Source organism: Halobacterium yunchengense (assembly GCF_037031165.1).
GTDB lineage: Archaea > Halobacteriota > Halobacteria > Halobacteriales > Halobacteriaceae > Halobacterium > Halobacterium yunchengense.
On sequence record NZ_JAYEZL010000002.1, the window covers coordinates 705,954 to 730,485 of the forward strand.

Annotated in this window: 23 protein-coding genes and 1 pseudogene; 15 read left to right on the forward strand and 9 right to left on the reverse strand. The window is 70.1% G+C overall.

Annotated elements, in window-relative coordinates:
* The first annotated feature begins 45 nt into the window (after nt 1-45).
* The 9 genes from U5911_RS08965 (at nt 46) to U5911_RS09005 (ending at nt 10,371) form a co-directional block, all read left to right on the forward strand.
* Nucleotides 46-1,482: a SipW-dependent-type signal peptide-containing protein gene (locus U5911_RS08965; protein ID WP_336036684.1), complete on the forward strand. Its 1,437-nt coding sequence runs from the start codon at nt 46-48 to the stop codon at nt 1,480-1,482.
* Nucleotides 1,483-1,581: 99 nt separating this feature from the next.
* Entirely contained in the window at nt 1,582-3,351 is a 1,770-nt protein-coding gene (locus U5911_RS08970; RefSeq protein WP_336036685.1) for a SipW-dependent-type signal peptide-containing protein, read from the forward strand.
* A gap of 87 nt (nt 3,352-3,438) precedes the next feature.
* Nucleotides 3,439-4,899, forward strand: a complete 1,461-nt coding sequence (locus tag U5911_RS08975; RefSeq protein WP_336036687.1) for a vWA domain-containing protein — start codon at nt 3,439-3,441, stop codon at nt 4,897-4,899.
* Nucleotides 4,900-5,022: 123 nt separating this feature from the next.
* On the forward strand, nt 5,023-5,844 hold the full coding sequence (locus tag U5911_RS08980; protein WP_336036688.1) for a SipW-dependent-type signal peptide-containing protein: 822 nt from the start codon (nt 5,023-5,025) through the stop codon (nt 5,842-5,844).
* 118 nt (nt 5,845-5,962) lie between these two features.
* Nucleotides 5,963-7,567, forward strand: a complete 1,605-nt coding sequence (locus U5911_RS08985) for a SipW-dependent-type signal peptide-containing protein (protein WP_336036689.1) — start codon at nt 5,963-5,965, stop codon at nt 7,565-7,567.
* A 2-nt stretch (nt 7,568-7,569) separates the two neighbouring features.
* Entirely contained in the window at nt 7,570-8,250 is a 681-nt protein-coding gene (locus U5911_RS08990; RefSeq protein ID WP_336036690.1) for a hypothetical protein, read from the forward strand.
* Nucleotides 8,251-8,365: 115 nt separating this feature from the next.
* Nucleotides 8,366-9,016 (forward strand): hypothetical protein, encoded by a 651-nt coding sequence (locus U5911_RS08995; protein ID WP_336036691.1) that lies wholly within the window; start codon nt 8,366-8,368, stop codon nt 9,014-9,016.
* Nucleotides 9,017-9,062: 46 nt separating this feature from the next.
* Nucleotides 9,063-9,953, forward strand: coding sequence for a signal peptidase I (locus U5911_RS09000; protein ID WP_336036693.1), 891 nt, complete (start codon nt 9,063-9,065; stop codon nt 9,951-9,953).
* A complete protein-coding gene (locus U5911_RS09005) occupies nt 9,943-10,371 on the forward strand; it encodes a hypothetical protein (protein ID WP_336036695.1) in 429 nt (142 codons plus the stop codon). The genes U5911_RS09000 and U5911_RS09005 overlap by 11 nt, the downstream gene beginning before the upstream one ends.
* A gap of 36 nt (nt 10,372-10,407) precedes the next feature.
* Here the strand turns inward: U5911_RS09005 and U5911_RS09010 are convergent, their stop codons facing one another.
* Nucleotides 10,408-11,196, reverse strand: coding sequence for a helix-turn-helix transcriptional regulator (locus U5911_RS09010; RefSeq protein ID WP_336036697.1), 789 nt, complete (start codon nt 11,194-11,196; stop codon nt 10,408-10,410).
* Between the two features lie 186 nt (nt 11,197-11,382).
* Between U5911_RS09010 and U5911_RS09015 the strand changes: the two genes are divergently transcribed.
* The gene (locus U5911_RS09015) at nt 11,383-11,916 is read left to right on the forward strand and encodes a DUF7344 domain-containing protein (protein WP_336036698.1); all 534 of its coding nucleotides are present in this window, start codon (nt 11,383-11,385) and stop codon (nt 11,914-11,916) included.
* Between the two features lie 72 nt (nt 11,917-11,988).
* Here U5911_RS09015 and U5911_RS09020 read toward each other — a convergent pair whose 3' ends face one another.
* Complete coding sequence (locus U5911_RS09020) at nt 11,989-12,948, reverse strand: winged helix-turn-helix domain-containing protein (protein ID WP_336036699.1); 960 nt, start codon at nt 12,946-12,948, stop codon at nt 11,989-11,991.
* 143 nt (nt 12,949-13,091) lie between these two features.
* Between U5911_RS09020 and U5911_RS09025 the strand changes: the two genes are divergently transcribed.
* Nucleotides 13,092-13,685, forward strand: coding sequence for an NADPH-dependent FMN reductase (locus U5911_RS09025; protein ID WP_336036716.1), 594 nt, complete (start codon nt 13,092-13,094; stop codon nt 13,683-13,685).
* Between the two features lie 111 nt (nt 13,686-13,796).
* Here the strand turns inward: U5911_RS09025 and hmgB are convergent, their stop codons facing one another.
* The 5 genes from hmgB to U5911_RS09050 all read right to left on the reverse strand — a co-directional run bounded on the left by hmgB (nt 13,797) and on the right by U5911_RS09050 (nt 19,006).
* Nucleotides 13,797-15,134 carry a hydroxymethylglutaryl-CoA synthase gene (gene hmgB / locus U5911_RS09030; RefSeq protein WP_336036701.1) on the reverse strand — a complete coding sequence of 446 codons (1,338 nt, stop codon included), beginning with the start codon at nt 15,132-15,134 and terminating at the stop codon, nt 13,797-13,799.
* A 68-nt stretch (nt 15,135-15,202) separates the two neighbouring features.
* Entirely contained in the window at nt 15,203-16,861 is a 1,659-nt protein-coding gene (locus tag U5911_RS09035) for a hypothetical protein (protein WP_336036702.1), read from the reverse strand.
* A gap of 79 nt (nt 16,862-16,940) precedes the next feature.
* On the reverse strand, nt 16,941-17,519 hold the full coding sequence (locus tag U5911_RS09040) for a DUF2150 family protein (protein ID WP_336036703.1): 579 nt from the start codon (nt 17,517-17,519) through the stop codon (nt 16,941-16,943).
* 107 nt (nt 17,520-17,626) lie between these two features.
* On the reverse strand, nt 17,627-18,472 hold the full coding sequence (locus U5911_RS09045; RefSeq protein ID WP_336036704.1) for a TatD family hydrolase: 846 nt from the start codon (nt 18,470-18,472) through the stop codon (nt 17,627-17,629).
* Between the two features lie 60 nt (nt 18,473-18,532).
* Entirely contained in the window at nt 18,533-19,006 is a 474-nt protein-coding gene (locus U5911_RS09050; protein ID WP_336036705.1) for an NYN domain-containing protein, read from the reverse strand.
* Between the two features lie 125 nt (nt 19,007-19,131).
* On the opposite strand from U5911_RS09050, the gene gcvT reads away from it, so the two are divergent.
* The gene (gcvT, locus tag U5911_RS09055) at nt 19,132-20,229 is read left to right on the forward strand and encodes a glycine cleavage system aminomethyltransferase GcvT (protein ID WP_336036706.1); all 1,098 of its coding nucleotides are present in this window, start codon (nt 19,132-19,134) and stop codon (nt 20,227-20,229) included.
* Entirely contained in the window at nt 20,226-20,600 is a 375-nt protein-coding gene (gcvH, locus tag U5911_RS09060; RefSeq protein WP_336036707.1) for a glycine cleavage system protein GcvH, read from the forward strand. The genes gcvT and gcvH overlap by 4 nt, the downstream gene beginning before the upstream one ends.
* A gap of 298 nt (nt 20,601-20,898) precedes the next feature.
* Here gcvH and U5911_RS09065 read toward each other — a convergent pair whose 3' ends face one another.
* The gene (locus U5911_RS09065; protein WP_336036708.1) at nt 20,899-21,114 is read right to left on the reverse strand and encodes a hypothetical protein; all 216 of its coding nucleotides are present in this window, start codon (nt 21,112-21,114) and stop codon (nt 20,899-20,901) included.
* Nucleotides 21,115-21,338: 224 nt separating this feature from the next.
* Here U5911_RS09065 and gcvPA point away from each other — a divergent pair, with 224 nt between their 5' ends.
* Nucleotides 21,339-22,661, forward strand: coding sequence for an aminomethyl-transferring glycine dehydrogenase subunit GcvPA (gcvPA, locus tag U5911_RS09070; RefSeq protein WP_336036709.1), 1,323 nt, complete (start codon nt 21,339-21,341; stop codon nt 22,659-22,661).
* Nucleotides 22,661-24,082, forward strand: coding sequence for an aminomethyl-transferring glycine dehydrogenase subunit GcvPB (gcvPB, locus tag U5911_RS09075; RefSeq protein ID WP_336036710.1), 1,422 nt, complete (start codon nt 22,661-22,663; stop codon nt 24,080-24,082). Before gcvPA ends, gcvPB begins: the two co-directional genes overlap by 1 nt.
* 166 nt (nt 24,083-24,248) lie before the next feature.
* Here gcvPB and U5911_RS09080 read toward each other — a convergent pair.
* Nucleotides 24,249-24,532, reverse strand: a pseudogene (locus tag U5911_RS09080) (sulfite exporter TauE/SafE family protein); the annotation flags it as partial.

A 24,532-nucleotide genomic window follows, 5' to 3' on the forward strand; every position in this document is an offset into this window, starting at 1 on the left:
CGGTTCGACTCCGCCGGTGGGTCCTCCCCGAGGAGGGGGCCACCAATGACAGATCACACGTTCGAACTCACGCGGCGGCGCGTGCTCGCCGGGCTCGGCGGCGTCGGCCTCGCGTCGGCGGCGGCCGGCCTCGGCACGAGCGCGTACCTCAACGACACGGAGTCGTTCGAAGGTAACAGCATCACGGCCGGGACGCTCGACCTCAAAGTCGACTGGCAGCAGACGTACACCGGACCTGACGGGCGTGTGCCGGTCAACGCGTATCCCGACCACGACGACGACGGCTGGCAGTCGACCTCAGACACGAACGAGTACGCGCCCGGAGAGCCGCTGACCCTCGAGTGTAGCCAACTGGAGAGCGGTTCGGAACTCGATGAAGACGTGTTCGAATCGCCCGAGCGTTCCACCCCGGGCCCGATCACGGACCAGGACCACCTCGTCGACTTGGGCGACGTCAAGCCCGGTGACGAGGGTGAGGTCACGTTCAGCCTGCACCTCTGTGACAACCCGGGTTTCGTCTGGATGACGCTGAACAACATCGAGGAGGGCCCGGGCGACACGCCGGAACCAGAACCTACGCCCGACGAGGGCGAACTCGCAGAGAATCTCTACGTCGAGATCTGGTACGATACCGATTGCGACAACGAGTTCGATGACGACGAGGCCATAATCCTCGGCGACGGCGACGGCGTACACACTGACGATGTCACGCTCGCACAGGCGCGTTCGGAACTCCAGAATGCAGACGGCCTGATTCCGCTGAGTAACGGCGGGATTAACGGGTGGAACATTCCCGCCGGCGCCGTCTCTCGCAACTGCTTCGACGGTGACAAGCAGTACTGTATCGGCGTTCACTGGTGGGTGCCCGACGAGGTCGGCAACGTCATTCAAGGCGATACACTCAGCTTCGACCTCGGGTTCTACACGGAGCAGTGCCGGCACAACGACGGCTGTGACCCACGGTCACTCGACCTGAGTACCGGTATCGCGGACTGGTCGATTTCTAGCGGCCCACAGACCGGGGATGCGGTCGTACAGACACCTCACGAGCGCTGGGTCGAGCCAGCCGAAGACTGTTCGTGGGTTGCACCGCCTGACGACGGGAACACGGACGCCAACGGCGATGTGGACCCGGTGGGAACGTACACGTTCGAGACGTCTTTCGAGGTCGATCTGGAGGAGACGCCGGCCGGTGGCGGCCCGTGTACGTTGCTATTCGACGCCGCGACCGACAACCATGCGTCGTTCTACCTCGATTCGGTCTCAGACGAGAACGAGATCGGTACGCTTGGCGGCCCGATGGACACCGAGACGTATGCGGCCATGGAGACTTTCGAACAGGAGATCGCTCCCGGCGAGCACACGCTCATCGCAGAAGTCGAGAACGCCGACGACGCGAACGGGGGCGCAAATCCGGTCGGATTGCTCCTCTGTGGCGGAGTGGACTGCAACTGTGAGGGCCGTGGTTCGGACGCTGCGTAGGTGACTCGAAGTGATGCCATCCTCCCACGCAGGTCGCAGGCCTCGCCGGCCTCGGCGGTTCGACTCCGTCGGTGGGTCTTCCCCGGAGGGGGAGCAATCATGACAGACCACACGTTCGAACTCTCACGGCGGCGCGTGCTCGCCGGGCTCGGCGGCGTCGGCCTCGCATCGGCGGCGGCCGGCCTCGGTACGAGCGCGTACCTCAACGACACGGAGTCGTTCGAGAACAACACCATCGCGGCCGGGACGCTCGACCTCAAGGTCGACTGGGAGGAGCACTACTACGACGGCTCCAGCGGCAGCGACCTCGTCGCGTACAGCGACCCGGGCGACGGCGCGGTCGGGTTCCCCGATCCCGACGACCCACAGGTCTGGCTCTCCGGGGACGACATCCCGGAGTTCATGGACGCCACCGCCATCGAGGCGTTCCCGGACCCGAACAACGACGGCAGCCAGGAAGTCGAGTACGAGAACGACGACGTGGACTTCACGTACGCTGCTTGCGAGGACGGCGCCGACGTCGACGCGGACCTGGAACCGCAGGACGGGCCGGCGACGCGGACGGACAACGAGGACACGGTCACCGGCGATGACGTCAACCCGCTCGTCAACCTCACGGACGTCAAGCCCGGTGACTTCGGCGAGCTCACGCTGAGCTTCCACCTCTGCGACAACCCCGGGTACGTGTGGCTGCAGGCGGCGAACGTCTCGGAGTCCGAGAATGGCCTCACTGAACCCGAAGCCGAAGTAGACGACACTCCGGAGGACCCCGAACTCGCCGAGAACATCCGGACCGTCTGGTGGTACGACTCGCGGGGCGACAACGTCCTCCAGACCGGGTGCGAGGAGAAGCTGTACCTGGCCGACAGCGGGACCAATCCGACGACCCTGTTCGAGGTCGCGCTGAACGACGACACTGACGAGGCGGAGCTGACCGAGCTCCTGGGCCCCGGCGAGTACAGCGACGACGACTTCAACCAGACGGACGCGATCGCCGCGACGCCCAACGGCGACGAGGTCCTGTTCTACGACAAGGAGTCTGGCCACCTGGGGACGTACGACATCGACGCCGACACGTTCACCGACGAGGGAGAGATTTCGGGCGATCCGGGAGGAATTGTCCTCGCCGGGTACTCCCCGACCGGGACGCTCTGGGCGGCGAGCCAGGACACGAACGAACTCTACACGGTCGACCCGTCGGGCCCCTCTGCCACGTCCCAGGGCGACACTGGTATCGACCTCTCTGGAGCGGACCTCGTGTTCTCCTCGGACGGCACGATGTACATCTGGACGGCGAACACCGACGAGGACGGCCTCTACAGGGTCGACGACCCGGGCAGCGACCCGACTGCAGTTCCCGTCGACGAGGACAACATCGGCGAGAAAGACGAGCGGATCACGGGCCTCGCCATCCGCGACGCAGGCACCGGCGACATCGTCGCGTCCGACCGCGACAACGACGAGATCCACGTCGTCGACCGGACCGACGGCAGCATCACCGAGTCGTACTCGATGACGCTCGACGGCGACGCCTACGACTACGACTTCGGCGACATGACCGCGGGCGCGTTCTGCGGCGAGGTGTTCCGCCGCGGCACCCTCGATGAGGACCTCGAGCGGCTCGCGTCCGGGGACGGCATCCCACTCGACGGGAACCGCGCCAGTGAGTTCGACGAACTCGAGGACGACCCGTCCTCGGAGAGCCGCGAGTGCTTCGTGCCTGGCGTGAGCCACTACGTCGGGTTCGCGTGGTGGCTGCCGACGGACGTCGGCAACGAGATCCAGGGCGACACGGTGAGCTTCGACCTCGGCTTCTACGCCGAGCAGTGCCGCCACAACGACGGCAGCGGACCGGCAGCCGACGACTGACGGCTCCCAGCGGAGCCGCTCCACCCACGCAGGCGCGCGACGGCGGTTCGACTCCGCCGGTGGGTCTCCCCCAGGAGGGGGGTACAGATGACCGCAGAGAAAATCGAGCTGACGCGGCGGAAGGTGCTCGCGAGCCTCGGCGCAATCGGTGCGGCGGGGGCGGGCGCGGGCCTCGGCACGTCGGCGTACCTCAACGACACGGAATCGTTCGAAGAAAACACCATCACGGCCGGGACGCTCGACCTCAAGGTCGACTGGCAGCAGTCCTACTACGGCGCCAGCGAGTCCTGGGAGTTCGTGAACGCCCACCCCGACCACGACGAGGACGGCGAGCAGTCCATCGAGGTCGACGATGCCGTTCACCGGTACAGCGACGACGAGCGGAACATCGTCGACCACCTCACCTGTGGCAACCTCGACCACAACTACAACTTCGGCGAAGATCAGGAGCACCTGGTCGAACTCGGCGACGTGAAGCCCGGCGACGAGGGCGAGATCACGTTCAGCCTCCACCTGTGTGACAACCCCGGGTACGTCTGGCTGATGGCCGACAACTTCAGTCAGACCGGAGGCGTGACGACCGAACCCGAGGAAGAAGAACTGGAGGGCGACGAGGAAGACGACGGCGAGCTCGCCGAGAACACCTTCGTCGAACTCTGGTACGACGAGGACTGCGACAACCAGCTCGACCGCGAGGGCGGCGAGCAGGGTCAGGAACTTGAGGTCGCTCTCGTCAGCGACGTCTCCGGCTCGATGGACGACTCCATCGACGACCTGAAGACCGCTGCGAAGAGCTTCCTCGACGAACTCGCGAGTCCGGACGAAGCTGCAGCAGTGTCGTTCGCGAACGGTTCGACCCTCGACCAGGAACTGACGACGGACTACGATGCCGTCAAGGACGCCATCGACGACTACTCCGCCAGTGGCTCCACGGACATGGACGATGGCATCACGACTGCCACCGACGAACTTCTCGACGGCACCAACGCCACTGACGGTGCGAACAAGGTCATGATCGTCCTCAGCGATGGCGAACCGAGCGACGAGGGTGACGCGGAGGACGCCGCTGACGACGCGAAGGACGAGGGCATCCGCATCTTCACCATCGCGCTCGGCGACGGCGCCGACGAGGAATTCATGGAGGGCATCGCGTCGAACCCCGACGACGCCTACACGGCTGCCGATTCGGAGAACCTCGAGGAGATCTACAACCAGATCGCCTCGGTGGTCATCACCGGCGAGCAGGTCATCCTCGGCGTCGGCGACGGCGAGCACGACGACCCCGTCACGCTCGCGGAAGCGATGGACATCATCGACCGCAACGAAGGCATGATTCCGCTGGACGGCGACGGCGACATGCCGTACGGCGCGGGCGACACCCACGAGGACCGGGACTGCTTCGAGGCGCGCTCCGGCCACTGCATCGGGATGCGGTGGTGGGTGCCGACGGACGTCGGCAACGAGATCCAGGGCGACACCGTCGAGTTCGACCTCGGGTTCTACGCCGAGCAGTGCCGCCACAACGACGGCGCTCGGACGAACGCGTAGCCGAATCGACGACCAGCGACTGGTGGCCCAGACGGTCACCGCGACTCACGCGGGTGCGGCGCGGCGACGCGCCGGGCGGTTCGACTCCGCCCGTGAGCGTTCCCCGGAAGGGGGATGAGGAAAATGAAAGGAGAAGGACACGAACTGACGAGGCGCCGCGTGCTCGCCGGCCTCGCGACGGTCGGCGCGGCAGGCGCGGCGGCGGGACTCGGCACGAGCGCGTACCTCAACGACACGGAGTCGTTCACGGACAACACCGTGGAAGCTGGCGCGCTCAATCTTCGAGTCACCGTGGACAACATTGAGCACGCGAACGAGATCGTACGCGACAACACGACGATCACGCCGAAGGACACCGCGGACGGGAACGAAGTCACAATCACGGTCGACGACATGAAGCCCGGTGACTGGCTCATCCTCGAGTGGAACCCGGAAGTCGTCGCCAATCCCGGGTACGTACAGGTCACGTCTGACGACGACGACTACGTGAACGAAGAAGGTGAGAACCCGGAACCGGAGACCGACACGTCCTCACCGGGTGACCTCGGTGACGCACTTCTGTCGACTGTCTGGTCGTCATACGAAAGCCTCGGAGGGGGCGACCCCCGCCAGTACCTGGAGGGCCTCGACGAAACGACCGACAACAACGACTCCGACCTCGGCAGTTACGAAACGCCCGACGAGGACGGCGAAACGTCGAGTGGCGCCCACTACACGACCATGAACGAAGCCCACGATGTCTACAAGTCGGGCGTCCTGCTTCGGGACCCGTCCACGGGAGACCCGCTTGAGGTCGGCACACAGGGTGACGCCGCGTGGTTCTACCAGCTCCTGGAACTCCCGCCGTCGGTCGGCAACGAGATTCAGGGCGACTCGCTGACGTTCACGATGCGGTTCGACGCCGAACAGGTCCGCCACAACGACGCGCCGTTCGCGAACTCGTGACGATGGCGCACTCGACCCACGCCGGTGCCTGTCGCGGCGTGACCCCCGATTTCGCGGCCGACCCGCGGCGCGGCGGTTCGACTCCGCCGGTGGGCGTCCCCAGGAGGGAACCCGATACATGACGAACGCAGACACGACGGGAGACGGATTCGCGCTCTCGCGGCGGCGCGTGCTGGCCGGCCTCGGCGCGGTCGGCGCGGCGTCGGCCGCCGCGGGCTTCGGGACGTCGGCGTACCTCAACGACACGGAGTCCTTCGAGGACAACGTCCTCGCGGCGGGGACGCTCGACCTGAAAGTCGACTGGGCCGAGCACTACTCGCACCCCCAGGCGTACGGCTTCGCCGACCCGACGGACGGCCTGGACGTCACGCGGACCGAGCCCGGCGACGACGGGTACGTCGCGCTGCCGGACCCCGAACACCCGATGGTCTGGGTGCACGAGGACGACCTCGCTGAGTACATGGACGCGACGGCAATCGAGGCGTACCCCGACCCGGACGACGACCGCGTGCAGGACGCGTTCGCGAGCGAGCCGGGCGAGACCACGGATGAGGGCGTCCGGTACGTCTGCGAGGACGGCGCCGACGCGTCCGCGGACCTCGACCCGACCGAGGGACTCCGGACCGAGAACGACGACACGTGGGACGGCGAGGCCGGCGAGCCGAAGCCGCTGGTCGCCCTCGACGACGTCGAGCCAGGGGACTTCGGCGAGGTGACGCTGAGCTACCACCTCTGTGGCAACCCCGGGTACGTGTGGCTGACGGGCGCGCTCCGCGAGAACGCCGAGAACGGGGTGACCGGACCGGAGGCGGACGCCGACGGCGAGGACGGCACCGTCGACGACCCCGGGACCGAGGGCGAGCTGCTGGACGCGATCCAGACGCGGCTCTGGTACGACGACGGCGACAACGTCCCCGAGGTCGGCGGCGACGACCCGAGCTACCTCACGCCCGCGCTCTCGCTCGGGGAGCTCCTGGTACTCCTCGAGGACGGCGACGGCGTCCAGCTCTGTCCCGGCGGCGACGGGGGGGCCGTGGAGCCGCCCGCCGGCGACTGCCCCGACGAGAAGGACTACGACAGCGTGCACGCGTCCGGCGAGACCGTCACCGTGGACACGCCGGCGACCGAGGGGCCGACCGAGGTCGAGATCGACCAGAACCCGAAGTGCGCGGATTTCGGGCTGATCCAGGGCCTGAAGACCGACGAGGCGCCAGAAGGCAACCTCCCGGAGAGCGGCGAGACGACATACAGCACGGAGTACGGGGAGATCACCGTGACCACGGCCCTCGTGGACGACGAGCAGACGGTCACCGACTGGGAGCTCGACAGCGACGAGGGCTACTGCGTCGCGAAAGTCGTCGTGAAGGGCGGCAACGAGGGCGCGAACGTCTACAGCTACGACAACGCGGACGGCGACGACGACTTCAGCGAGGACGACGGCGCCGTCGGCGCGATGAGCGACGAGGACACGGAACTCCAGACGCCGACCGGCCAGGACATCAGCCACGTCGACTTCTGTCTCGCCGTCTCGACGGACGGCGGCGGCGGGAACGGCGACGAGGACTGCTGTTTCGAGCCGTCGACGGACCACTACCTCGGGTTCGCGTGGTGGCTGCCGACCGACGTCGGCAACGAGGTCCAGACCGACTCGGTGCGCTTCGACCTCGGGTTCCACGCCGAGCAGTGCCGCCACAACGACGCTGGCGGGCCGGACGGGACGTGACCATGGACCTGAGCCGCCGCCAGCTGCTCGGCGCGGTCGCCGGCGCGGGCAGCGCCGCGCTCGTCGGCGTGACCGCGCTGTCCTCGAACGCGGTCGCCTACGAGCAGACCGCGACGGTGGGGAGCGACCCGACCGTGCGCGTCGACTGGCGGGAGACGTACAACGGCGCCGTCCGCGAGGACGGCGACGAGGACGCGGACGGCCCGGTGTTGCACGTGGGGAACGCCCAGCCCGGCGACTCGGGGTCGCTGGCGTTCCGCGTGCGGCCGGAGACCGGCGGCGGCGCCCGCGTCCTGTTCTCGCTCGCCGTCACGGAGAACGCCGAGAACGGCCGCAACGAGCCCGAGCGCGCGGCCGGCGACGAGACGCCCGACCGCGGCGAACTCGGCGACGCCCTCGACGTCGCGGTCTGGTACGACACGGGGTCGTTCGGCGTCCCGGGCCTCGGCGCCTGCGACGGCGACCGCGACACCGCGGAGTCGACGCTCGTCGACGGCTCGCTGCTGGACGCCGACGCCGCGCTCGCCGACGGCGTGCGACTCGGCGGGGACTGCCTGGCGAGCGACGACGGCGTCTGCGTCGGCGTCGAGTGGGCGCTGCCCGCGACCGCCGGCAACCGGATCCAGGGGGACAGCGTGGCGACCGACCTCGCGTTCACGGTGGAGCCGTGTGACCCGTCGTGACCCCCACACGGCCGGTTAAACCACCGGTTGAAACGGTAAGTCGGTCAATTACTATGCCCACGATCCGCGTACCGAGGCCCGTGTCCGGACAGGGAACCGGGGGTGGACGGTAGTGGTGGAACGAACGCGGCGATCGATTCTGCGAGTCGCGACGGTAGCCGGCGCTGCGACGCTCGGCGGCGCGGCCGGCGTCGGCGCTCACGCCCTCCTCTCGGACCGCGAACGGTTCCGGGGGAGCACGCTCGCGTCCGGCAGCCTCGACCTCGAGGTCGCGGCGCGCTCGACGGTCGGCGGCGAGACGACACACGAGCCGCCCCAGGACGGCTCGTTCCCGTCGACGTTCGCCGCCGAGTCCGGCGTCACCGTCCCGTTACCGACCGTCGACCCGGACGGCGGCGACGCGTCGGGCGAGACGACCGTCGCGTTCCGCGCCTGCGAGAACCCCGGTCGCGTCTGGCTGCGCCCCCTCGGCGACGCCGACGCGCCGCTGGCCGACGCCCTGGACGTCTCGCTGGCGTACGCGCCGACCTGGGGCGGGGACGACGCCACGCTGTACGAGGGCTCGCTATCGGAGCTGCTCGACGAGTACGCCGACGGCGTCCGGCTCGGCTCCGGCGACGACTGCGTCGGCTGCGAGCCCGCGAGCCTCGAACTCGACTGGGAGCTCGCCGACCCCGGGTCGGTGGCCGGCGAGTCGCTGGCCGTCGACCTCGAACTGGCCGCCAGACAGTGCCGCAACACGGAACCCACGAACCCATGGCAGTGACACACCGACAGCCGTCGTCGTTCGCACCGCCGTCGAGGTGGTCGCGGTGAACCGTCCGTCCGCTCGCCGCGTCGCGAGCGCGCTCGCGTCCGTGCTCGCGGTCGTCGTCGTCGCGGCGTTCGTCGTGCAGGCCGTGCCGGCCGTCGTCGGCGCGGACGCCAGCTACGTCGTGCTCTCCGGGAGCATGGAGCCCGAGATCTCGCCGGGGGACGCCGTCGTCGTGAAGGACGTCGACCCGGCGTCCATCGACGAGGGCGACGTCGTCACGTTCGTCCGGGCGGGCGAGTCCACGCCCGTCACGCACCGGGTCGTCGAGGTCCTCGACCGCGAGGACGGCCTCGCGTTCCGCACGAAGGGCGACGCCAACAGCGACCCCGACCCGCAGCCGGTGCCGGCGGAGAACGTCACCGGCGAGGTCTGGTTCGTCCTGCCGCTCGTCGGACACGTCGTCCTGTTCGCGAACACGCCCACGGGGATCGCCGTGCTGGTCGGCCTGCCCGTCGCCGCGTTCCTCGTCTCCGAGCTGTACGCGTTCGCGGCGAGCGGCGGCGGCGAGACCACCGCGGACGAGTCCGTCGACGGCCCGGCCCCGGACGCACGCGACGCGCCCGCTGACGCCGCGTCGGCCGCGGACGCCGCAGTCGAGGCGGAGTCGGACGCGTTCACGGTCACGTCGACGGACCTGCGGCTGACCGGCGTCACGTTCGCGACGTTCACCGCCTACAGCGGCTACGTCGCCTACCAGCGCCCGACGCCGGTCCACGTCGGCGTCCTCGCCGGGGCCGTGACAGTCCTCGCACTGGTGGGCACGGTGTTGCTGTTCGGTGGGGGACCGTCGGGCGAGTCCGGCGACGTCAACGCCGAGCGGCCGGACGCGGCGACCGACGGCGGCGCGGCCGACGCCGGCTTCGACGGGGGTGACGGCGGTGACGCGTGACGCGCTCGCGCTCGCCGCGGTCGCGTGCGTCCTGCTGGCGGCGTTCGCCGGCGGGTTCACGGTCGCCGCGCTCACGGACGCCGAGACGGTCTCCGTCCCGTTCGACGTCGGAACGACCGACGGGGAGGGGAGTGTCACCGCTGTCGACCTCGACAACGAGACGACGGCCAACGCGACGACTCCCCAGTCGACCGGTTCGGCGAACGGAACCCAGGCGGGGAACGGAACCGAGACGACCGGGCCGCCGACTACCGACCAGACCACGACGGAGCCGCCCGAGACCACGACACAGCAGCCGTCGACCACGACCGAATTGCCGGAGACCACCGAGTCCCCGTCGACCACGACGGAGACGCCGACATCGCCGTCGACCGCGACGACCACGACGACCGCCGAGAACGAGACCGCGGCCGACTGACGGCGTCTCGGTCGCGGCGCTCGGCGCGGTCCGGCGTCACTCGGTCTCGCGGTACGCGTCGTACGGCGTCGCCGCGCGCCAGTGCCTGCGGAAGCACGCTCTCGCCCACTCGACGGCGTCCGCGGCGTCCGTGTCCGCGACCACGCGCAGGCCGGAGGCGTCCTCGTTGTAGCCGCCGAGGTAGACGCGGTCGTCCGCGACCACCAGTCGGAACGCGGGAACGTCGGCCACGCGGAGCGCGAGCGCGCCGTCGTTCAGCGCTCGCACCAGCGCGCCCTCGTGCTCGCGCTCGAGGCGGTCGACGACCTCCGGCGGATACAGCACGTCCGCGTCGAGGCCGGACTGCGCGCAGTCGTACAGCGCCCGCAGGTACGCGGGCTCCGGCATCGTCGGCGCGAACTCCACGACGCGCGCGGCGTCCTCGACGAGGTCAAGGAGGCGCCGCATCGGCCGGTACGGGTCCCCGGGCTCGGGCGTCGTCACCGACGCGTCGTCGAAGTGCTGGAGTTCGATCCGCTCGCTCGCGTGCTCGAACGTCTCCAGCAGCGGCGCGAGCCTGTCGGCGACCGCGACCGTCCTCGCCGCTCTCGACGCCTCGTGGGCGACGACGCGGCCGAAGGACGTGAGTTCGTACCGCCCGTCGCGCCGAACGGCCAGGTCGAGGGACGCCAGCTCCGTCACGACGCGGTGGGCTGTCGACCGCGACACCCCGAGGGCGTCCTCCACGTCCCCGCGCGTCCCGCCGCCGTCGGCGAGCGCGTCGAGCGCCCGCCGGCGCTCCAGCGCGAACACCAGCACGTCGACGGCGTCGCTGTCCTCCCCCATGCCGTCGACGTTCACGAACTCGGACAATAGTTCTTCGTGTCAGTTCCGTCCCACCTCGAGGGAAATGTTCGCGGCGCGAAACGGTTGTCGGGAGGTAACTATACCCCGTCGACGTTCGTGGTACGTGCTGCGTGGTGGCAATCCACGAACACGGGGGTGTTCGCCATCGCGCGAGGGGGGATTTCGATGCTCGAATCACGCGAACGAGACCGTCCGCTCGACAGGGCGGAGATCCACGACGTACTCAGCAACGACCGGCGCTGGCGCGCGCTCGAACTACTGGCCGACGAGACTCCGCGGGACCTGCGGTCGCTCGCCGACGACATCGCGGCCGCGGAGTCCGGGGAGTCCCCGGCGCCCAGGGAGGTCCGCCAGAGCGTCTACGTGACGCTCCACCAGAACCACCTCCCGAAGCTCGACTCGCTCGGGGTCGTCGAGTACGACGACACCTCCAAGCAGGTCGACCTCGGCTCGCGCGCTCGCGAGCTCGACGTCTACCTCGAGGTCGTCGAACGCGGCGACCTCTCATGGAGCGAGTACTACCTCGGCGTCGTCGTCCTCGGACTCGTCTCGACGGGAGCCAGCCTCGCGGGCACACCGGTGCTCGCCAGCTTCGACCCGTACGTCTACGCCACGGGCGCCCTCGTCGCGCTCCTCGGGTCGATAGCCCTCCAGATCCGACAGCAGGGGAGTCCGTGGTTCGACCGGCTCACCGAGTAGCCCCGCAGCCGCCGCTTCCCCGCGACGCCGACGCCACGCAGCCACGGGCACGTCCGCTCGCGCAACCGCGAGTCACGAGTACGTCCGCTCGACGACCGACAGCGACTCGTCCACGACCAGCTCCAGCGCGTCCCCCTCGAGGGCCACCTCGACCGCGACGCGCCACGGGTCCCGGGACAGCACCGTCGTGGCGTGGTCTGTCGCCGCGAACGCCAGCTCCCAGATGGGCGTCGACGTGACGTCCACGCCGCGCTCGCGACAGAACGAGACCAGGTCGGGGTCGGTCAGGACCGCCTCGCCGACCGTGAGGTTGTCCCGGTTCCCGCAGTGCTCGCACGCCCGGTGGACGAACACCTCGCGGTGCTCGCGGCCCGGGTAGGCGGTCTCCGCGGCGTCCGCGAACGTCGTCGTCACGTCGTGCGCGCAGTACGGACACACGCCGTCGGCGAACGCCGCCCGCACGTGGCGGTTGTACCGCGCCACCCGCGACAGCACCACGTCGCCGTCACCGTCGACGACGCCCGGCGGCGTCAGGTTGTAGTCGTAGAGGTACTCGCAGTCCGGACACTGGACGCTGAAGATGGCGTTCGCGTACGCGGCCTCCACCGCCCCGCCGCAGACGTGGCACTCCAGCCCGACGTCGAACGGCTCGATCTCCGCGTCGCCGGCGACGCTCATCGCGCGCACCGTCCGCGTCAGCGTCGTCCCCTCCGGCCGGAGCGCGTACCCCTCGCCGTGGTCGCCGGCCATCCCTTCGACGAGCTGGGACTCCGCCGCACCGGACTCGCCGCGGCGCTCCACGAACTGCCCAACGAGCTCCTGGAGGTGGTAGTTGAACTGGCTGCTGTCCATGTCCGCGTCCACGCGGGCGCGGAGCTCCGAGAACGACAGCGCGGGCGGGCCGTCCTCGCCGCGCGCCTCGCTGAGCGCCCACAGGATCTCCGCGCGCACCTCGCTGCCGAGCAACTGGAGCGCCGCGGCCGGCGGCAGCGAGCCGAACGTCCGCGGCGCGGGCGAGCGGTCGTCGCGCATCTCGGCGGTGCGTTCGCGACCGGCCCCGTTGGGTCTTTGGGTGGCTCGCCGGCCCCGAACTCGATTCACGTAACCGAGAGTACAATAACTGCCTTCAGCGAGCGTTTTTGTGCCGCTACTCCGTGTTCTGAGCCGTGAGAGCGATGCACCGAGACGTCCACGTCGCCGCCGTCTGTGGCAGCCTCAGCGACGACAGCGCGACCAGAACCGCCCTCCGGACCGCCCTCGACGCCGCCGCGGGCGCCGGCGCCACCACGCACCTCGTCGACCTCCGGGACTACGACCTGCCGCCGCGGGACGGCGACGACCGCGACGCCGGCGACGGCCCACGCCTCCGCGCGGACGTCGCCGCGGCCGACGCCGTCCTGCTCGGGACCCCCATGTACCACGGCAGCTACGCGGCACCCCTGAAGAACGCCCTCGACTACTGCGGCCGCGACGAACTCGGCGGCAAAGCCGTCGGCCTGCTGTCCGTCGCCGGCGGGCGCTTCCCGCGGCAGGCGCTCGGCCACCTCCGCACGGTGTGTCGCGCCGTCGACGCGTGGGCGCTCCCCCTCCAGGTCGCCATCCCCAACGCCAGCAGCCACGTCGCGGACGGCGAACTCACCGACCCCGCCCTCGCCGACCGCACCCGCGACCTCGGCGAACAGCTCGTCGCGTACGCCGGCGTCGACGACTACCCCGACCTCGCTGACGCCGCGCAGTCCGCCGACGCCGCCGCGCCAACGCAGGACTGACGACGCACCCCCTGCCGCAGGCGCTCACCGGACCCGTTCGCTGACGACGCGCGTCGAAACCGCCGGCGGACGCCGCCGACGCCCTCCAGAAACAGCCGCGATGCCGGCCCGCTACTCGACGAACGTGTACTTGCGCTCGTTCATCGGCCCCCAGCCGTCGAAGACGAACTCGCCCTCGGGCTGGGTGAACGGCTCCAGCTCCACGCTCTTCTCGTGGTTGTGGCGGTCGTGGATCTGCTCGTACTCCTCGAAGGTGATGTCGTAGCGGTCGTCGATCTGGTCGTCGACGTCGAGCTGTGCGACCTCGTCGACGAACCCGGGCTGGACGGTCTCCGCGTGGATCTCGGCCTGCGCGCCCGAGCCGTAGGACGCCACGAGCAGCTCCTGGCCGGCGAGGTCGACGTCGTTCTCGGCGGCGTGCATGAGCGCGCTCACGCGCGCGATGTGCACCGAGCCCGTGTACCAGTTGCCGACCTGGCTGGAGATCGACAGCGTCGGCTCGATGGTGTCGGCGTACCACTCGCGGTACGCGTCCGTCTCCGTGAGGTCGTCGACGTACGTGCTGATGGCGTCGTCGAACTCCTCGCGGGAGTCGAAGTCCTCGCGGCGCGGCTGCCGGCCGATGTCCGCGGCGAGCTCGTCCTCGACTTCCGTCCCGCGGATCATGTGCCGGTAGCCGAGCACGGCGGCCTTCCGCACCATCCCCGGGAACGGCGTGTGGAACGGGATGTACGCGTAGTCGTCGGGGTGGGTGTCGCCCGCGGCGCGCTCGAAGTCCTCGAGGGCCTCCCGCATCCGCGCGAGGTACACCTGCATCGAGCGCTTGCCGTCCACGCTCGGGAACTGCTGGTTCGGCTTCAGGAAGTCAGTCTCGTCCGCGGAGCCGTACCCCTGCTCGGTGGAGAGTTCGACGACGTCGGGGTCCTCGGTGATGTACATCGCGACCGCGCCCGCGCCCTGGGTCGCTTCGCCCGAGGAGTCCCGCGCGTACAGCGCGGTGTCGGTCGCGACGACGAGCGCGCCGCGGCCGCGGTTCCGCCCCGCGAGAATCCAGTTCACCGCGTCGTCGAGGCTCTGGGTGCCCGCGATGCACGCGAACTTCCGCTCGCCCTTGTTCGCGTGGTGGAAGTCCCCGTCGTAGACCTCCTCGAGGCAGCCGGCGATGTACGTCGACACCGGCTTCGAGTTGTCGAACGCCGACTCCGTCGCCACGTCGATGCGCCCGATGTCCTCGGGCTCGAGGCCCTCGCGCTCCATCAGGCTGTACGCGGCGTTCGCGCCCATCGTCACGATGTCCTCGTAGGCGTCGGGGAACGACGACGCGAACAGCCCCAGGCCCTTCGTGTACTTCGCGGGGTCGTCGCCCTTCTCCGGCGCGAACGTCTCCGCGAGGTCGAGTTTCAGCCGCCCGGTCCGCACCTCGATGGCGTCGATGCCGACGCTGGTCATGTTCGCCCGTTAGTCCGACCGGTCTTATGGCTTTGTCGATAGGTACTTCGACAGTGGTCGAAAAGCGTTCAGTTTACTTCGACAGTGTACGTCTCCGAACTGCCGTCGGCGTAGTGCAGCGTGATCTCAACTGTCTCGTCGCGCATGTCCACCTCGTTCCCGCCGTTGTTCCGGAATGCACTGAGGTAGACCGTAGCCGCCGTCTCCCCGTTCACTGTCGCATCTTCTGTCATCGGCTCACGCTCAGTGAACGGCAACGGGGTTCCCTCGTCCTCGTAGTACGGTGTTCCGTCCATCTCGAGGATGCCGTCCGAGGACGCTGAGACGAATACTTCGTGTTGGCCCTGGGCGTTGCTTCCCGTCTGTGTCTCGGACAACTCCGCCACCTGCCCGGCCGACACGCTCTCGAGTGTGACGGCTTCCACGCCGACCGAATCGCTGCCCGTGTTCTCGACGTCGAACGACACTCTGGAGTTTCCTCCCCAGAACGTGTCCCCGCTATCGGGGACCAATTCCATCTGCGCGGCACTGCTCTCGCCATCGCCCCCGTCGCCTCCGTCACCACCGTCGCCACCGCCCCCGCCACCGCCTCCGCCACCGCTGCCGTCGACCTCGACGGACACGCGTTCGCGTGCGTCGGCGTTGTCCAGGATGGACAGCGTCGCGTCACCCTGCTTGTTTCCGTCCACCTCGAACGTCGCTCGCCCGTCCTCGTCCGTGACCTGCTGTTGGTCCTCGAAGAGGTTCGGCGGAGTCGACTCGTTCACTTCCACCTCGACGCCGCTCTCGGCGTTGTTGAACCGGTCGCGGGCCTCGACGGTGACGCGGTCGCCGCGGTTCTCGACGAGCGTCAGGTAGTGCGGCTCGGGGTTCTCCGTGCCGCTGCCGACGCCGACGCGCGCGGTCTGGAGCGTGAACGTGCCGTTCCAGTCCACTTCGACGACGACGCGGTCGTCCTGTGTGGGATGGTCGCGCACGTCGACCACGCCGGGGCGGTCGCCGAGGTCGGTGCGGTTCTCCAGTCGGCTCGCGGAGACGACCGTGGGCAGCGAGACTTCGACGGGGTCGCTCGTGTCGTTCGTGACCTGCACGCGCTGGTACGGCGCGCTCAGGGACTCCGGCGTGACGCTCACCGACTCCGCGCGCGTCGTGCTCAGCGAGCCGTTCAGCGTCACGAGCGTGACGGTCCGCGTCTCGTCGTCCACCACCAGCTGGTCGGTGAGCGGGATGGCGGTGTCGTCGCCCGGATAGTAGTTCGACAGCACCGAGGACTCGTACCGCAGGTCCGGCGCGTTGTCGTACTCGTGGTAGCTCGGCTCGTACGCGAGGTACTTCGTCGACGCGGTCCACGAGCCGTCGAGGAAGTCCGCAGTCTCGTCGTTCGTAGCGACGACGTTCGACACGGAGACCGTCCCGTCGTCGTAGCTCCCCGTCCGCAGCGTCCCGGTCGCCGGCGGCGGATTCATCAGGAAGACGCGGGACGGGTACTGCGTACCGAGCGTCACCGACACGGGCTGAGAGTTCCCAGAGGCGGCCGTCCGAAGCAGCGCGTTCCGGACGTCGGTCATCTGGTTCTGGACGGTCTGGCTGTGCTTGTACTCGACGTCGGCGTTCTGGGCGGGGACGACGGTCGCCTGGTAGAGGGAGAGCCCGATGACGATGGTGGCGAACAGGAGGATGGCCCCGACCTGGACGGTGACCCCCCTGTCGTCGTCCCTGAAGCGCACTGTTGGGGGGAATCGGTGGGGAAGTGGTATAAACGCGACGCCTACGCGGGGGCCAACTGGCGACCGCTCCGGGGCTCCGTCAGTCGTCGTCCTCGATGACCTCGGGGTCCGAGAGCGCGCTCTGGAGGCTGTCGAGGCCGTTCACCCACTCCGTGACGAGGCCGTACTCGACGTCCTCGATGACGGCCATGTCGAGTTCCTCGCCGTCGATGACCCGCGTTCCGGCACACGCCGTCAGGCCGAGCGCGCGGTCGAGGTCCTCTTCGGCTTCCGCCTCGACGGCGGCCTCGACGTACTCCGCGAGCGACGCCTCGTCGGCGACGCCGTCCGCGAGGTACTGCTCGGCGCTGTAGAACACGCAGACCAGGCTCGTCTGCACGCCGTCGACGAGCATCAGCTTGTCCTCGTCCGCGAAGTCGGGCTCGGAGAGCACGACCTCGCGGATGTCCGCGAGCTCCTCGAGGGCCTCCTCCTGGTCGACGTCGCCCTCGTCGTAGGCCTTCAGGATCTTCGCGACCGCGATGGCGACGTCGTCCTGGAGGTTCAACAGCAGGCGCGCGGAGTCCTCGTCCTCGGGGTCGAGGTCCTCGTCCCGGAGGCGGTCGAGCCAGTTCTGCCAGCGTTCCTCGGAGTAGAACTCCTCCTCGGGGGCACTCATACTCCGAACGCCGGCCGCGCGAGACAAAGGCCTTTCCTTCACCGGAGCGGCGAGTCACGACGTCGCACGGGCGGCGACGACCGCGTCGGCGCCCGACGGCGCCGGTTTCACTCGCTCAGCGTCGCCTCGGTGTCGATGCCGTAGACGTCCATCGGCGTCTCGACGTGCGCGCGCCGGACCGCCTCCTCGTGGCCCCGGTCCCGGAGCCAGCGCACGCGCCGCGGCACCGTCTTCGGCCCCATCACGGCGCCCGGGCGGTCGGCGTCGTCCACGAAGTCCGTCTCCATCAGGAACGGCTCGCCCGCCTCGGCGGCCGTCTCCAGGGAGTCCTTCTCGCACATCACGCTCGGCGTGCAGCCCGCGAGCCGGCCGCCGGCGTAGTGTTTCACGACGCGCGCCGGGTCGAGGCCGGCGTCCGCCGCCCAGGACGCGACGTCGGTGAGGTCCTCGGTCATCTCCGTGTGGAGCTGGAGGGCCAGCCCCTCGTCCGCGGCGCGCTCGCAGGCGTGCCGAATCACGTCGTTCGACGCCGCCCAGACCGCGTCGTCGACGTCGTAGTGCGGTCGCCCGGACTTCAGCGCGACCGCTCGCCCCTCGCTGGCGACGGCGGCGGCCTCGTCGATGCCGGCCCGCATCAGGTCGCGGGCGGCCGCGGGCGAGAGCCCGCGGTCGTCGACGAGCCGCGAAATCAGGCCGGGGTGGACGCCGAGCACCGGCCACGCGTCGCCGTCGAGCACCTCGCGCGCCGCCTCGACGAGTCGCACCGTCTCCTCGAACACCGGCCGGAAGTCCGCGCCCTCGTCCGGTTCGACGCCGAGGTGCCACGAGGGCTTGTTCACCACGAGCAGGTGCGTGCCGCCCGCGCGGGCGAAGTCCTTCGCGGCCTCGAGCCCCCGGTTCGCCGCGTCCAGGTGGAGGTGGTCGTCGAGGACGGGCGTCCCCAGTTCGGTCATGGCCGCGGGTTCGCGCCCGCCGCCCGAAAAGCTGTCTCTCGCGGACCAGCGCGGTGGCGCCTACTCCCCGAGCGTGACGGCGTCGTCGGCGGCGTTCCGGAGGGCGTCCGAGCGGCCGTGCTCGCCGGGCGCGATGGCGAGCGTGCGCACGCCCCGCCTGCCCGCCACCTCCAGGAGGGGCTTGAAGTCCGTGTCCCGGGAGGCGACCGCGAGCACGCTCACGCCGCCCTCGACGACGAGTTCGGTGGCGTCGACCGCGAGCTTCACGTCCACGTCGCCGCTCGTCACGCGCACCTCGAAGCCGCGCGCTTCGGCCGCCTGCATCAGCTCGGGCGTCGCGTGCTCGTCGACGTACAGCCGCGTCACGCCGAGGCGGCCGTACGCTTCGGCCTGCTCCCGGAGGTCGTCGAGGTCCACGTCGAACTCGCCCCGGAGGACGTTCGGGCCGTCCACGAACAGCGCGACACCGTCGCTCCCGTCGTCGTCGCCCTCGCCGTCCCGTCCGCCCCCCAGCAGGTCGCGGAGTCGCTGCATAGTCGCCGTCGGTGGGCGCCTGACAAAGGCGTGCCGGAACCCGGCGAGCGCCCGCCAGTGTGCGGTTCCCGCCCGGTCGCGCCGGGATACGAAAGCATTACTTGCCGGCCGCCGACGCGTCACGTATGGCTCTACGGACGCCGCCGCTGTTCGGCCGCCACGAGGACCGCGGCGCGCAGTTCACGGAGTTCGGCGGCTGGGAGATGCCCGTCGAGTTCGACTCCATCCGGACCGAACACGAGGCGGTCCGCGAGGCCGCCGGCGTCTTCGACGTCTCCCACATGGGGGAGATCGAGGTCGACGGCCCGGACGCCGAACGGCTGATGCAGCGGCTCACGACCAACGACGTCTCCAGGCTCGACCCCGGCGACGCCCAGTACGCGGCCATCACCGACGAGGACGGCGTCATGCTCGACGACACGGTCGTCTACCGGCTGCCCGCGGACGACGACCCCGAGTTCCTGTTCGTGCCGAACGCCGGCCACGACGAGCAGATGTACGAGCGCTGGACGGACTACCGGGACGCCGAGGACCTCACCGCGACGGTGGACAACGTCACCGGCGAGTACGGCATGGTCGCCGTGCAGGGCCCGGAGGCGCCGGACCTCGTCGCGGCGCGCGCCGGCGACGACGTCCTCGACCTCGGCCGCTTCGAGGCCGAGTACGCCGACGTGGCCGGCGTGGAGTGCCTCGTCGCGAACTCCGGCTACACGGGCGAGGCCGGCTTCGAGGTCGTCTTCCCGGCGGACGGCGCGGGCGCCGTCTGGGACGCGTTCGCGAACAACTGCCAGCCCTGCGGGCTCGGCGCCCGCGACACGCTCCGCCTGGAGTACGGGTTCCTCCTCTCCGGCCAGGACTTCCACCCCGAGGACAACCCCCGGTCGCCGTTCGAGGCCGGCATCGACTTCGCGGTGGACCTCGACGCGGAGTTCGTGGGCCGCGACGCCCTCGACGCCCAGCGTTCGGCCGGCCTCGACGAGGAGTTCGTCGGGTTCGTCCTCGAGGAGCGCGGCGTCCCGCGGCACGGCTACGACATCACGGACGCGGACGGCGACGTCGTCGGCGAGGTGACCAGCGGCACGATGAGCCCGACGCTCGGCGAACCCATCGGCCTCGGCTACGTGGACGCCGAGTACGCCGCCGACGACACCACCATTTACGTGGACGTGCGCGGCACAGGCAAACGAGCGACGACCACCACCCCACCATTCATCGACCAATGAGCTTCGACGTACCCCAGGACCTGTACTACCTCGAATCGCACGAGTGGATCGACCCCGACACCGGCCGCGTCGGCATCAGCGACTTCGCCCAGGACGAACTCGGCGACGTCGTCTTCGTCGAACTGCCGGGCGAGGGCGACGAGCTCGAACGGGACGCCGAGTTCGGCGTCGTGGAGTCCATCAAGGCCGTCTCGGACGTGTACGCGCCCGTCTCCGGCACGGTCGCCGCGGTGAACGACGACCTCGAGCAGCAGCCCGAGCTCGTCAACGAGGACCCGTACGGCGACGGCTGGTTCCTCGAACTGGACTTCGACGAGGACGACCTCGAGGGCCTGCTGACCGCCGACGAGTACGAGGACCAGATCGCCTGAGCGGCCCGCTCTCTCCCGCGTCGTAGCGCGACCGAATCCTCGCCAGCGCCGCGACCGTGCTCTCGGTAGCGACGCGACTCGAACCTCCGCAGCGGCGCCCCTCGCTCCCGAACCAGGTTCTCGGCGTCGACAGCGCCCGGCACGCCCTGCGGCGGCCCGGAGCGCGCGGTCCGCCCGGCGGCAAGGAGATTTCCTATCCCGGCTATCGGTTTATCGGCCGGCCTGCGCCGCGGTCCGGCTACGCGGGCGACTCGCCGGAGACGCGCGCTCGCGGCAGGAATCGGGCGCTCGCGGTCGCTCAGAAGTTCGCGCGCCCCAGGAAGTCGATAGCCGTGAGCACGAACCACGCCATCCAGACGGTGAACGCCAGCAGCGCGGCGCCGAAGAACGCGCCGTCGACGCCGGAGGCCGCCGCGGCGGAAAAGCCCGCGGCGGCGACCGCGACCGCTGCGACGTGGCGCCGCCAGTCGCTGAGCGCCGCGGCGGCGGCCGCGCGCGCCGGCCGGTCGGTCATACGTGGTGGTTCACTCGGCGCCGTACAAACCGTTTGCCCCCCGTTGGTCGGTTTCCACGACGGCCCGTTCGCGTGGACTCGGCGACGCCGTCCGGACGACGAACTCGCGTCCCGGCGCCGGGATACCGGGCGGCGGTTCCGCAAACCGGGAGTATCTTAGGGACTGCTCCGTTAGCTCCGCCTATGCACGGATTCCGAGCTGGTCCGGCGTCCGGGGTGGGACGATGAGCGGCAGTCCGTACGCGCCCCACACCGAGGCGGAGACCGACGCGATGCTGGACGCGGTCGGCGTCGACGACGTGGAGGAGCTCTTCGACATCCCCGAGTCGGTGCGGTTCGACGACGAGTTCGGCATCGACGCGAAGTCCGAGCAGGCCGCCGTCGCGGAGACGGCGCGGCGGCTGCGCGCGAACGACGACCTCACGGAGTTCCTGGGGCGGGGCCACTACGAGCACTACGTGCCCTCGCTCGTCGACTCCGTCTCCCAGCGGTCGGAGTTCATCACCTCCTACACGCAGTACCAGCCCGAGGTCACGCAGGGGTTCCTGCAGGCGCTGTTCGAGTACCAGTCGATGCTCGTCGAACTCACCGGGCTGGGCGTCGCGAACTGCTCGATGTACGACGAGGCGACCGCGCTCGCCGAGGCCGCGCTGCTCGCGAAGCGCGTGCGCGCGGTGGACGGCGACCGCGTGCTCGTCCCCGAGTACGTCCGCGACGGGCACGTCAGCGTGCTGGAGAACTACACCGGCGGCGCGGACGTCACCGTCGAGCGGTACGGCGCCGACGCCGGCAACGTCGACGTCGACGCGCTCGCGGACGCGATGGACGACGACGTCGTGATGGTCTACGCCGAGAACCCGACGACGGTCGGCGCCGTCGAGGAGCACCTCGACGCCGTCGGCGACCTCGCGGACGACCACGGCGCGCTGTTCTGCCTCGGCTCCGACCCGGTGGCGCTCTCGGTTCTCCAGCGCCCGGTCGACGTCGGCGCGGACGTCGTCGTCGGCGACGCGAGCGTCCTCGGGATGCCCGCGAGCTACGGCATGGGCCTCGGCGTGTTCGCGTGCAGGGAGCAGTTCCTCCGGCAGGTCCCCGGCCGGCTCGTCGGCGCCAGCGAGGACGCCGACGGGAACCGCGCGTACACGCTCACGCTCCAGACGCGCGAACAGCACATCCGCAAAGAGCGCGCGACGTCGAACATCTGCACGAACCAGGCGTGGGTCGCGCTCCGCACCGCCGTCCACGCCGCCTCGCTGGGCGCCGACGGCCTCGTCGACCTCGCGAACCGGATGGTCGAACTGCCGCGGGACCTCGCCGCGGCGCTGAGCGAGGTCCGCGGCGTGCAGGCGCCCGTCCACGACCGCCACCACTTCCGGGAGTTCCTCGCGCACACCGACCAGCCAGCGCCCGCCATCGCGCGGGACCTCGAGGCCGAGGGGTTCGCGGTGCACGCCGTCGACGACCACCACCTGCAGGTCTGCGTGACGGACGCCAACGAGCACGCGACCGACCAGTTCGTCGCCGCGGTCAGGGAGGTGACCGAGTGATGGAGTACTACGACCAGGCCGCCTACGAGCAGGCCGACGGCGACCAGTACGAGCCCCTGCTCAGCGAGAAGGACCGGACGACCGCCGAGGTCGACTCGCCGCTGCCCGAGGACCTCACGAGGGACGACCTCGAGTTCCCGAGCCTCTCGGAGCCCGAGCTCGCGCGCCACTACGTGCGGCTCAGCCAGCAGAACTACGGCGTCGACTCCGGCCCGTACCCGCTGGGTTCCTGCACGATGAAGTACAACCCCCGGTTCACGGAGGACGTCGCCGCGCTCGACGCCGCCGCCGTCCACCCGGACCGCGACGGCGACACCGTCCAGGGCACCCTGGAGTTGCTGTACGACCTCCAGGACTACCTCGGCCGCATCGGCGGCATGGACGCGGTGACCCTCCAGCCGCCCGCGGGCGCCGCCGGCGAGTTCACGGGCATCCTGCTCGCGGAGGCCTACCACGAGGCCAGCGGCGAGGGCCACCGCGACGAGGTCGTCATCCCGGACGCCGCCCACGGCACGAACTTCGCGTCCGCCGCGCTCGGCGGCTACGACGTCGTCGAGATCCCCTCGGGCGACGACGGCCGCGTCGACCTCGACGCCCTCGAGGCCGCGCTCGGCGAGGACACGGCCGCGCTGATGCTCACGAACCCGAACACGCTCGGGCTCTTCGAGCGCGACATCGAGCGGATCGCGGACATGGTACACGACGCCGGCGGCCTGCTGTACTACGACGGCGCGAACCTGAACGCCCTGCTCGGCCGCGCGCGCCCCGGCGACATGGGCTTCGACATCATGCACTTCAACGTCCACAAGACGTTCGCGACGCCGCACGGCGGCGGCGGGCCCGGGGCGGGTCCCGTCGGCGTCACCGAGGAGCTCGCGGATTTCCTGCCGGACCCCCACGTGCGGCGGACCGAGGGCGGCGGCTACGAGCGGTACACGCCCGAGCACTCCGTCGGGAAGGTCCACGGCTTCGAGGGGAACTGGTTCGTGCTCGTGAAGGCGTTCGCGTACATCGACCGCCTCGGCGACGAGGGCCTCGGCGACGCGTCCGCGAAGGCGGTCCTGAACGCGAACTACCTCGCCGAGCAGGTCGACTACGACGTCCCGCTGGGGCCGTTCCACCACGAGTTCGTCGCGAGCGCTGGCGACCAGGACGCCGCGGACGTCGCCAAGCGCATGCTCGACTACGGCGTCCACCCGCCGACGACGAAGTGGCCCGAACTGGTCGACGAGGCGCTGATGACCGAGCCGACGGAGGTCGAGAACCGGGCGAACCTCGACGACCTCGCGGACGCGTTCAACGCGGTCGCCGCCGAGGACGACGAGACCCTCGAGTCCGCGCCGAACCGCACGACGGCGCGCCGCATCGACCAGACCGAGGCCGCCAGGAACCCGCGGCTGTCCTGGCAGGACCTGGACTGACGGCTCCGGTCTCGTTCTCGGCTCCGCCCGGTGCGGGCGACTCGAGTAGCGACAGTCGGTCGGCGCGCTCGGTGTCGCCGTCGGAAGTCCTCGAGCAACTGGACCGCGCCGGCGGTCGGCCCTCGAGTCCGACGAGAGCGGCGGGCGCCCGGGTTGCGGGTCGCGCTCAGTCCGCCGTCGGCTCGGCCGCGGGGCGGCCCCGAGAGCGGAGCTCGCGGACGGCGCTGTAGGTGACGGCGGTGCTGACCAGCAGCGCGGCCCCGAGGATGATCGCGAGGCTCACCGTGTCGAGGACCGGCATCTGGACGGCGTCGCCGACCTCGCGGACGGCGACGGCGATGGCGCCGAGCAGCAGCATCACGCCGAAGTAGACCTTGATCTCGTCCTCGTCGACGAGGCTGGTCGCGGCCGCGCCGAGGCGCGCGCCGAGGGCGCTCCCTGCGAGCAGCG

Excerpts from the sequence above, each read along its gene's own strand:
- U5911_RS08965 (WP_336036684.1), top strand. The coding sequence starts at position 46 with ATGACAGATCACACGTTCGAACTCACGCGGCGGCGCGTGCTCGCCGGG.
- U5911_RS08970 (WP_336036685.1), top strand. The coding sequence starts at position 1,582 with ATGACAGACCACACGTTCGAACTCTCACGGCGGCGCGTGCTCGCCGGG.
- U5911_RS08975 (WP_336036687.1), top strand. The coding sequence starts at position 3,439 with ATGACCGCAGAGAAAATCGAGCTGACGCGGCGGAAGGTGCTCGCGAGC.
- U5911_RS08980 (WP_336036688.1), top strand. The coding sequence starts at position 5,023 with ATGAAAGGAGAAGGACACGAACTGACGAGGCGCCGCGTGCTCGCCGGC.
- U5911_RS08985 (WP_336036689.1), top strand. The coding sequence starts at position 5,963 with ATGACGAACGCAGACACGACGGGAGACGGATTCGCGCTCTCGCGGCGG.
- U5911_RS08990 (WP_336036690.1), top strand. The coding sequence starts at position 7,570 with ATGGACCTGAGCCGCCGCCAGCTGCTCGGCGCGGTCGCCGGCGCGGGC.
- U5911_RS09010 (WP_336036697.1), bottom strand. The coding sequence starts at position 11,196 with ATGGGGGAGGACAGCGACGCCGTCGACGTGCTGGTGTTCGCGCTGGAG.
- U5911_RS09015 (WP_336036698.1), top strand. The coding sequence starts at position 11,383 with ATGCTCGAATCACGCGAACGAGACCGTCCGCTCGACAGGGCGGAGATC.
- U5911_RS09020 (WP_336036699.1), bottom strand. The coding sequence starts at position 12,948 with ATGCGCGACGACCGCTCGCCCGCGCCGCGGACGTTCGGCTCGCTGCCG.
- U5911_RS09025 (WP_336036716.1), top strand. The coding sequence starts at position 13,092 with ATGCACCGAGACGTCCACGTCGCCGCCGTCTGTGGCAGCCTCAGCGAC.
- hmgB (WP_336036701.1), bottom strand. The coding sequence starts at position 15,134 with ATGACCAGCGTCGGCATCGACGCCATCGAGGTGCGGACCGGGCGGCTG.
- U5911_RS09040 (WP_336036703.1), bottom strand. The coding sequence starts at position 17,519 with ATGAGTGCCCCCGAGGAGGAGTTCTACTCCGAGGAACGCTGGCAGAAC.
- U5911_RS09045 (WP_336036704.1), bottom strand. The coding sequence starts at position 18,472 with ATGACCGAACTGGGGACGCCCGTCCTCGACGACCACCTCCACCTGGAC.
- U5911_RS09050 (WP_336036705.1), bottom strand. The coding sequence starts at position 19,006 with ATGCAGCGACTCCGCGACCTGCTGGGGGGCGGACGGGACGGCGAGGGC.
- gcvT (WP_336036706.1), top strand. The coding sequence starts at position 19,132 with ATGGCTCTACGGACGCCGCCGCTGTTCGGCCGCCACGAGGACCGCGGC.
- gcvH (WP_336036707.1), top strand. The coding sequence starts at position 20,226 with ATGAGCTTCGACGTACCCCAGGACCTGTACTACCTCGAATCGCACGAG.
- U5911_RS09065 (WP_336036708.1), bottom strand. The coding sequence starts at position 21,114 with ATGACCGACCGGCCGGCGCGCGCGGCCGCCGCCGCGGCGCTCAGCGAC.
- gcvPA (WP_336036709.1), top strand. The coding sequence starts at position 21,339 with ATGAGCGGCAGTCCGTACGCGCCCCACACCGAGGCGGAGACCGACGCG.
- gcvPB (WP_336036710.1), top strand. The coding sequence starts at position 22,661 with ATGGAGTACTACGACCAGGCCGCCTACGAGCAGGCCGACGGCGACCAG.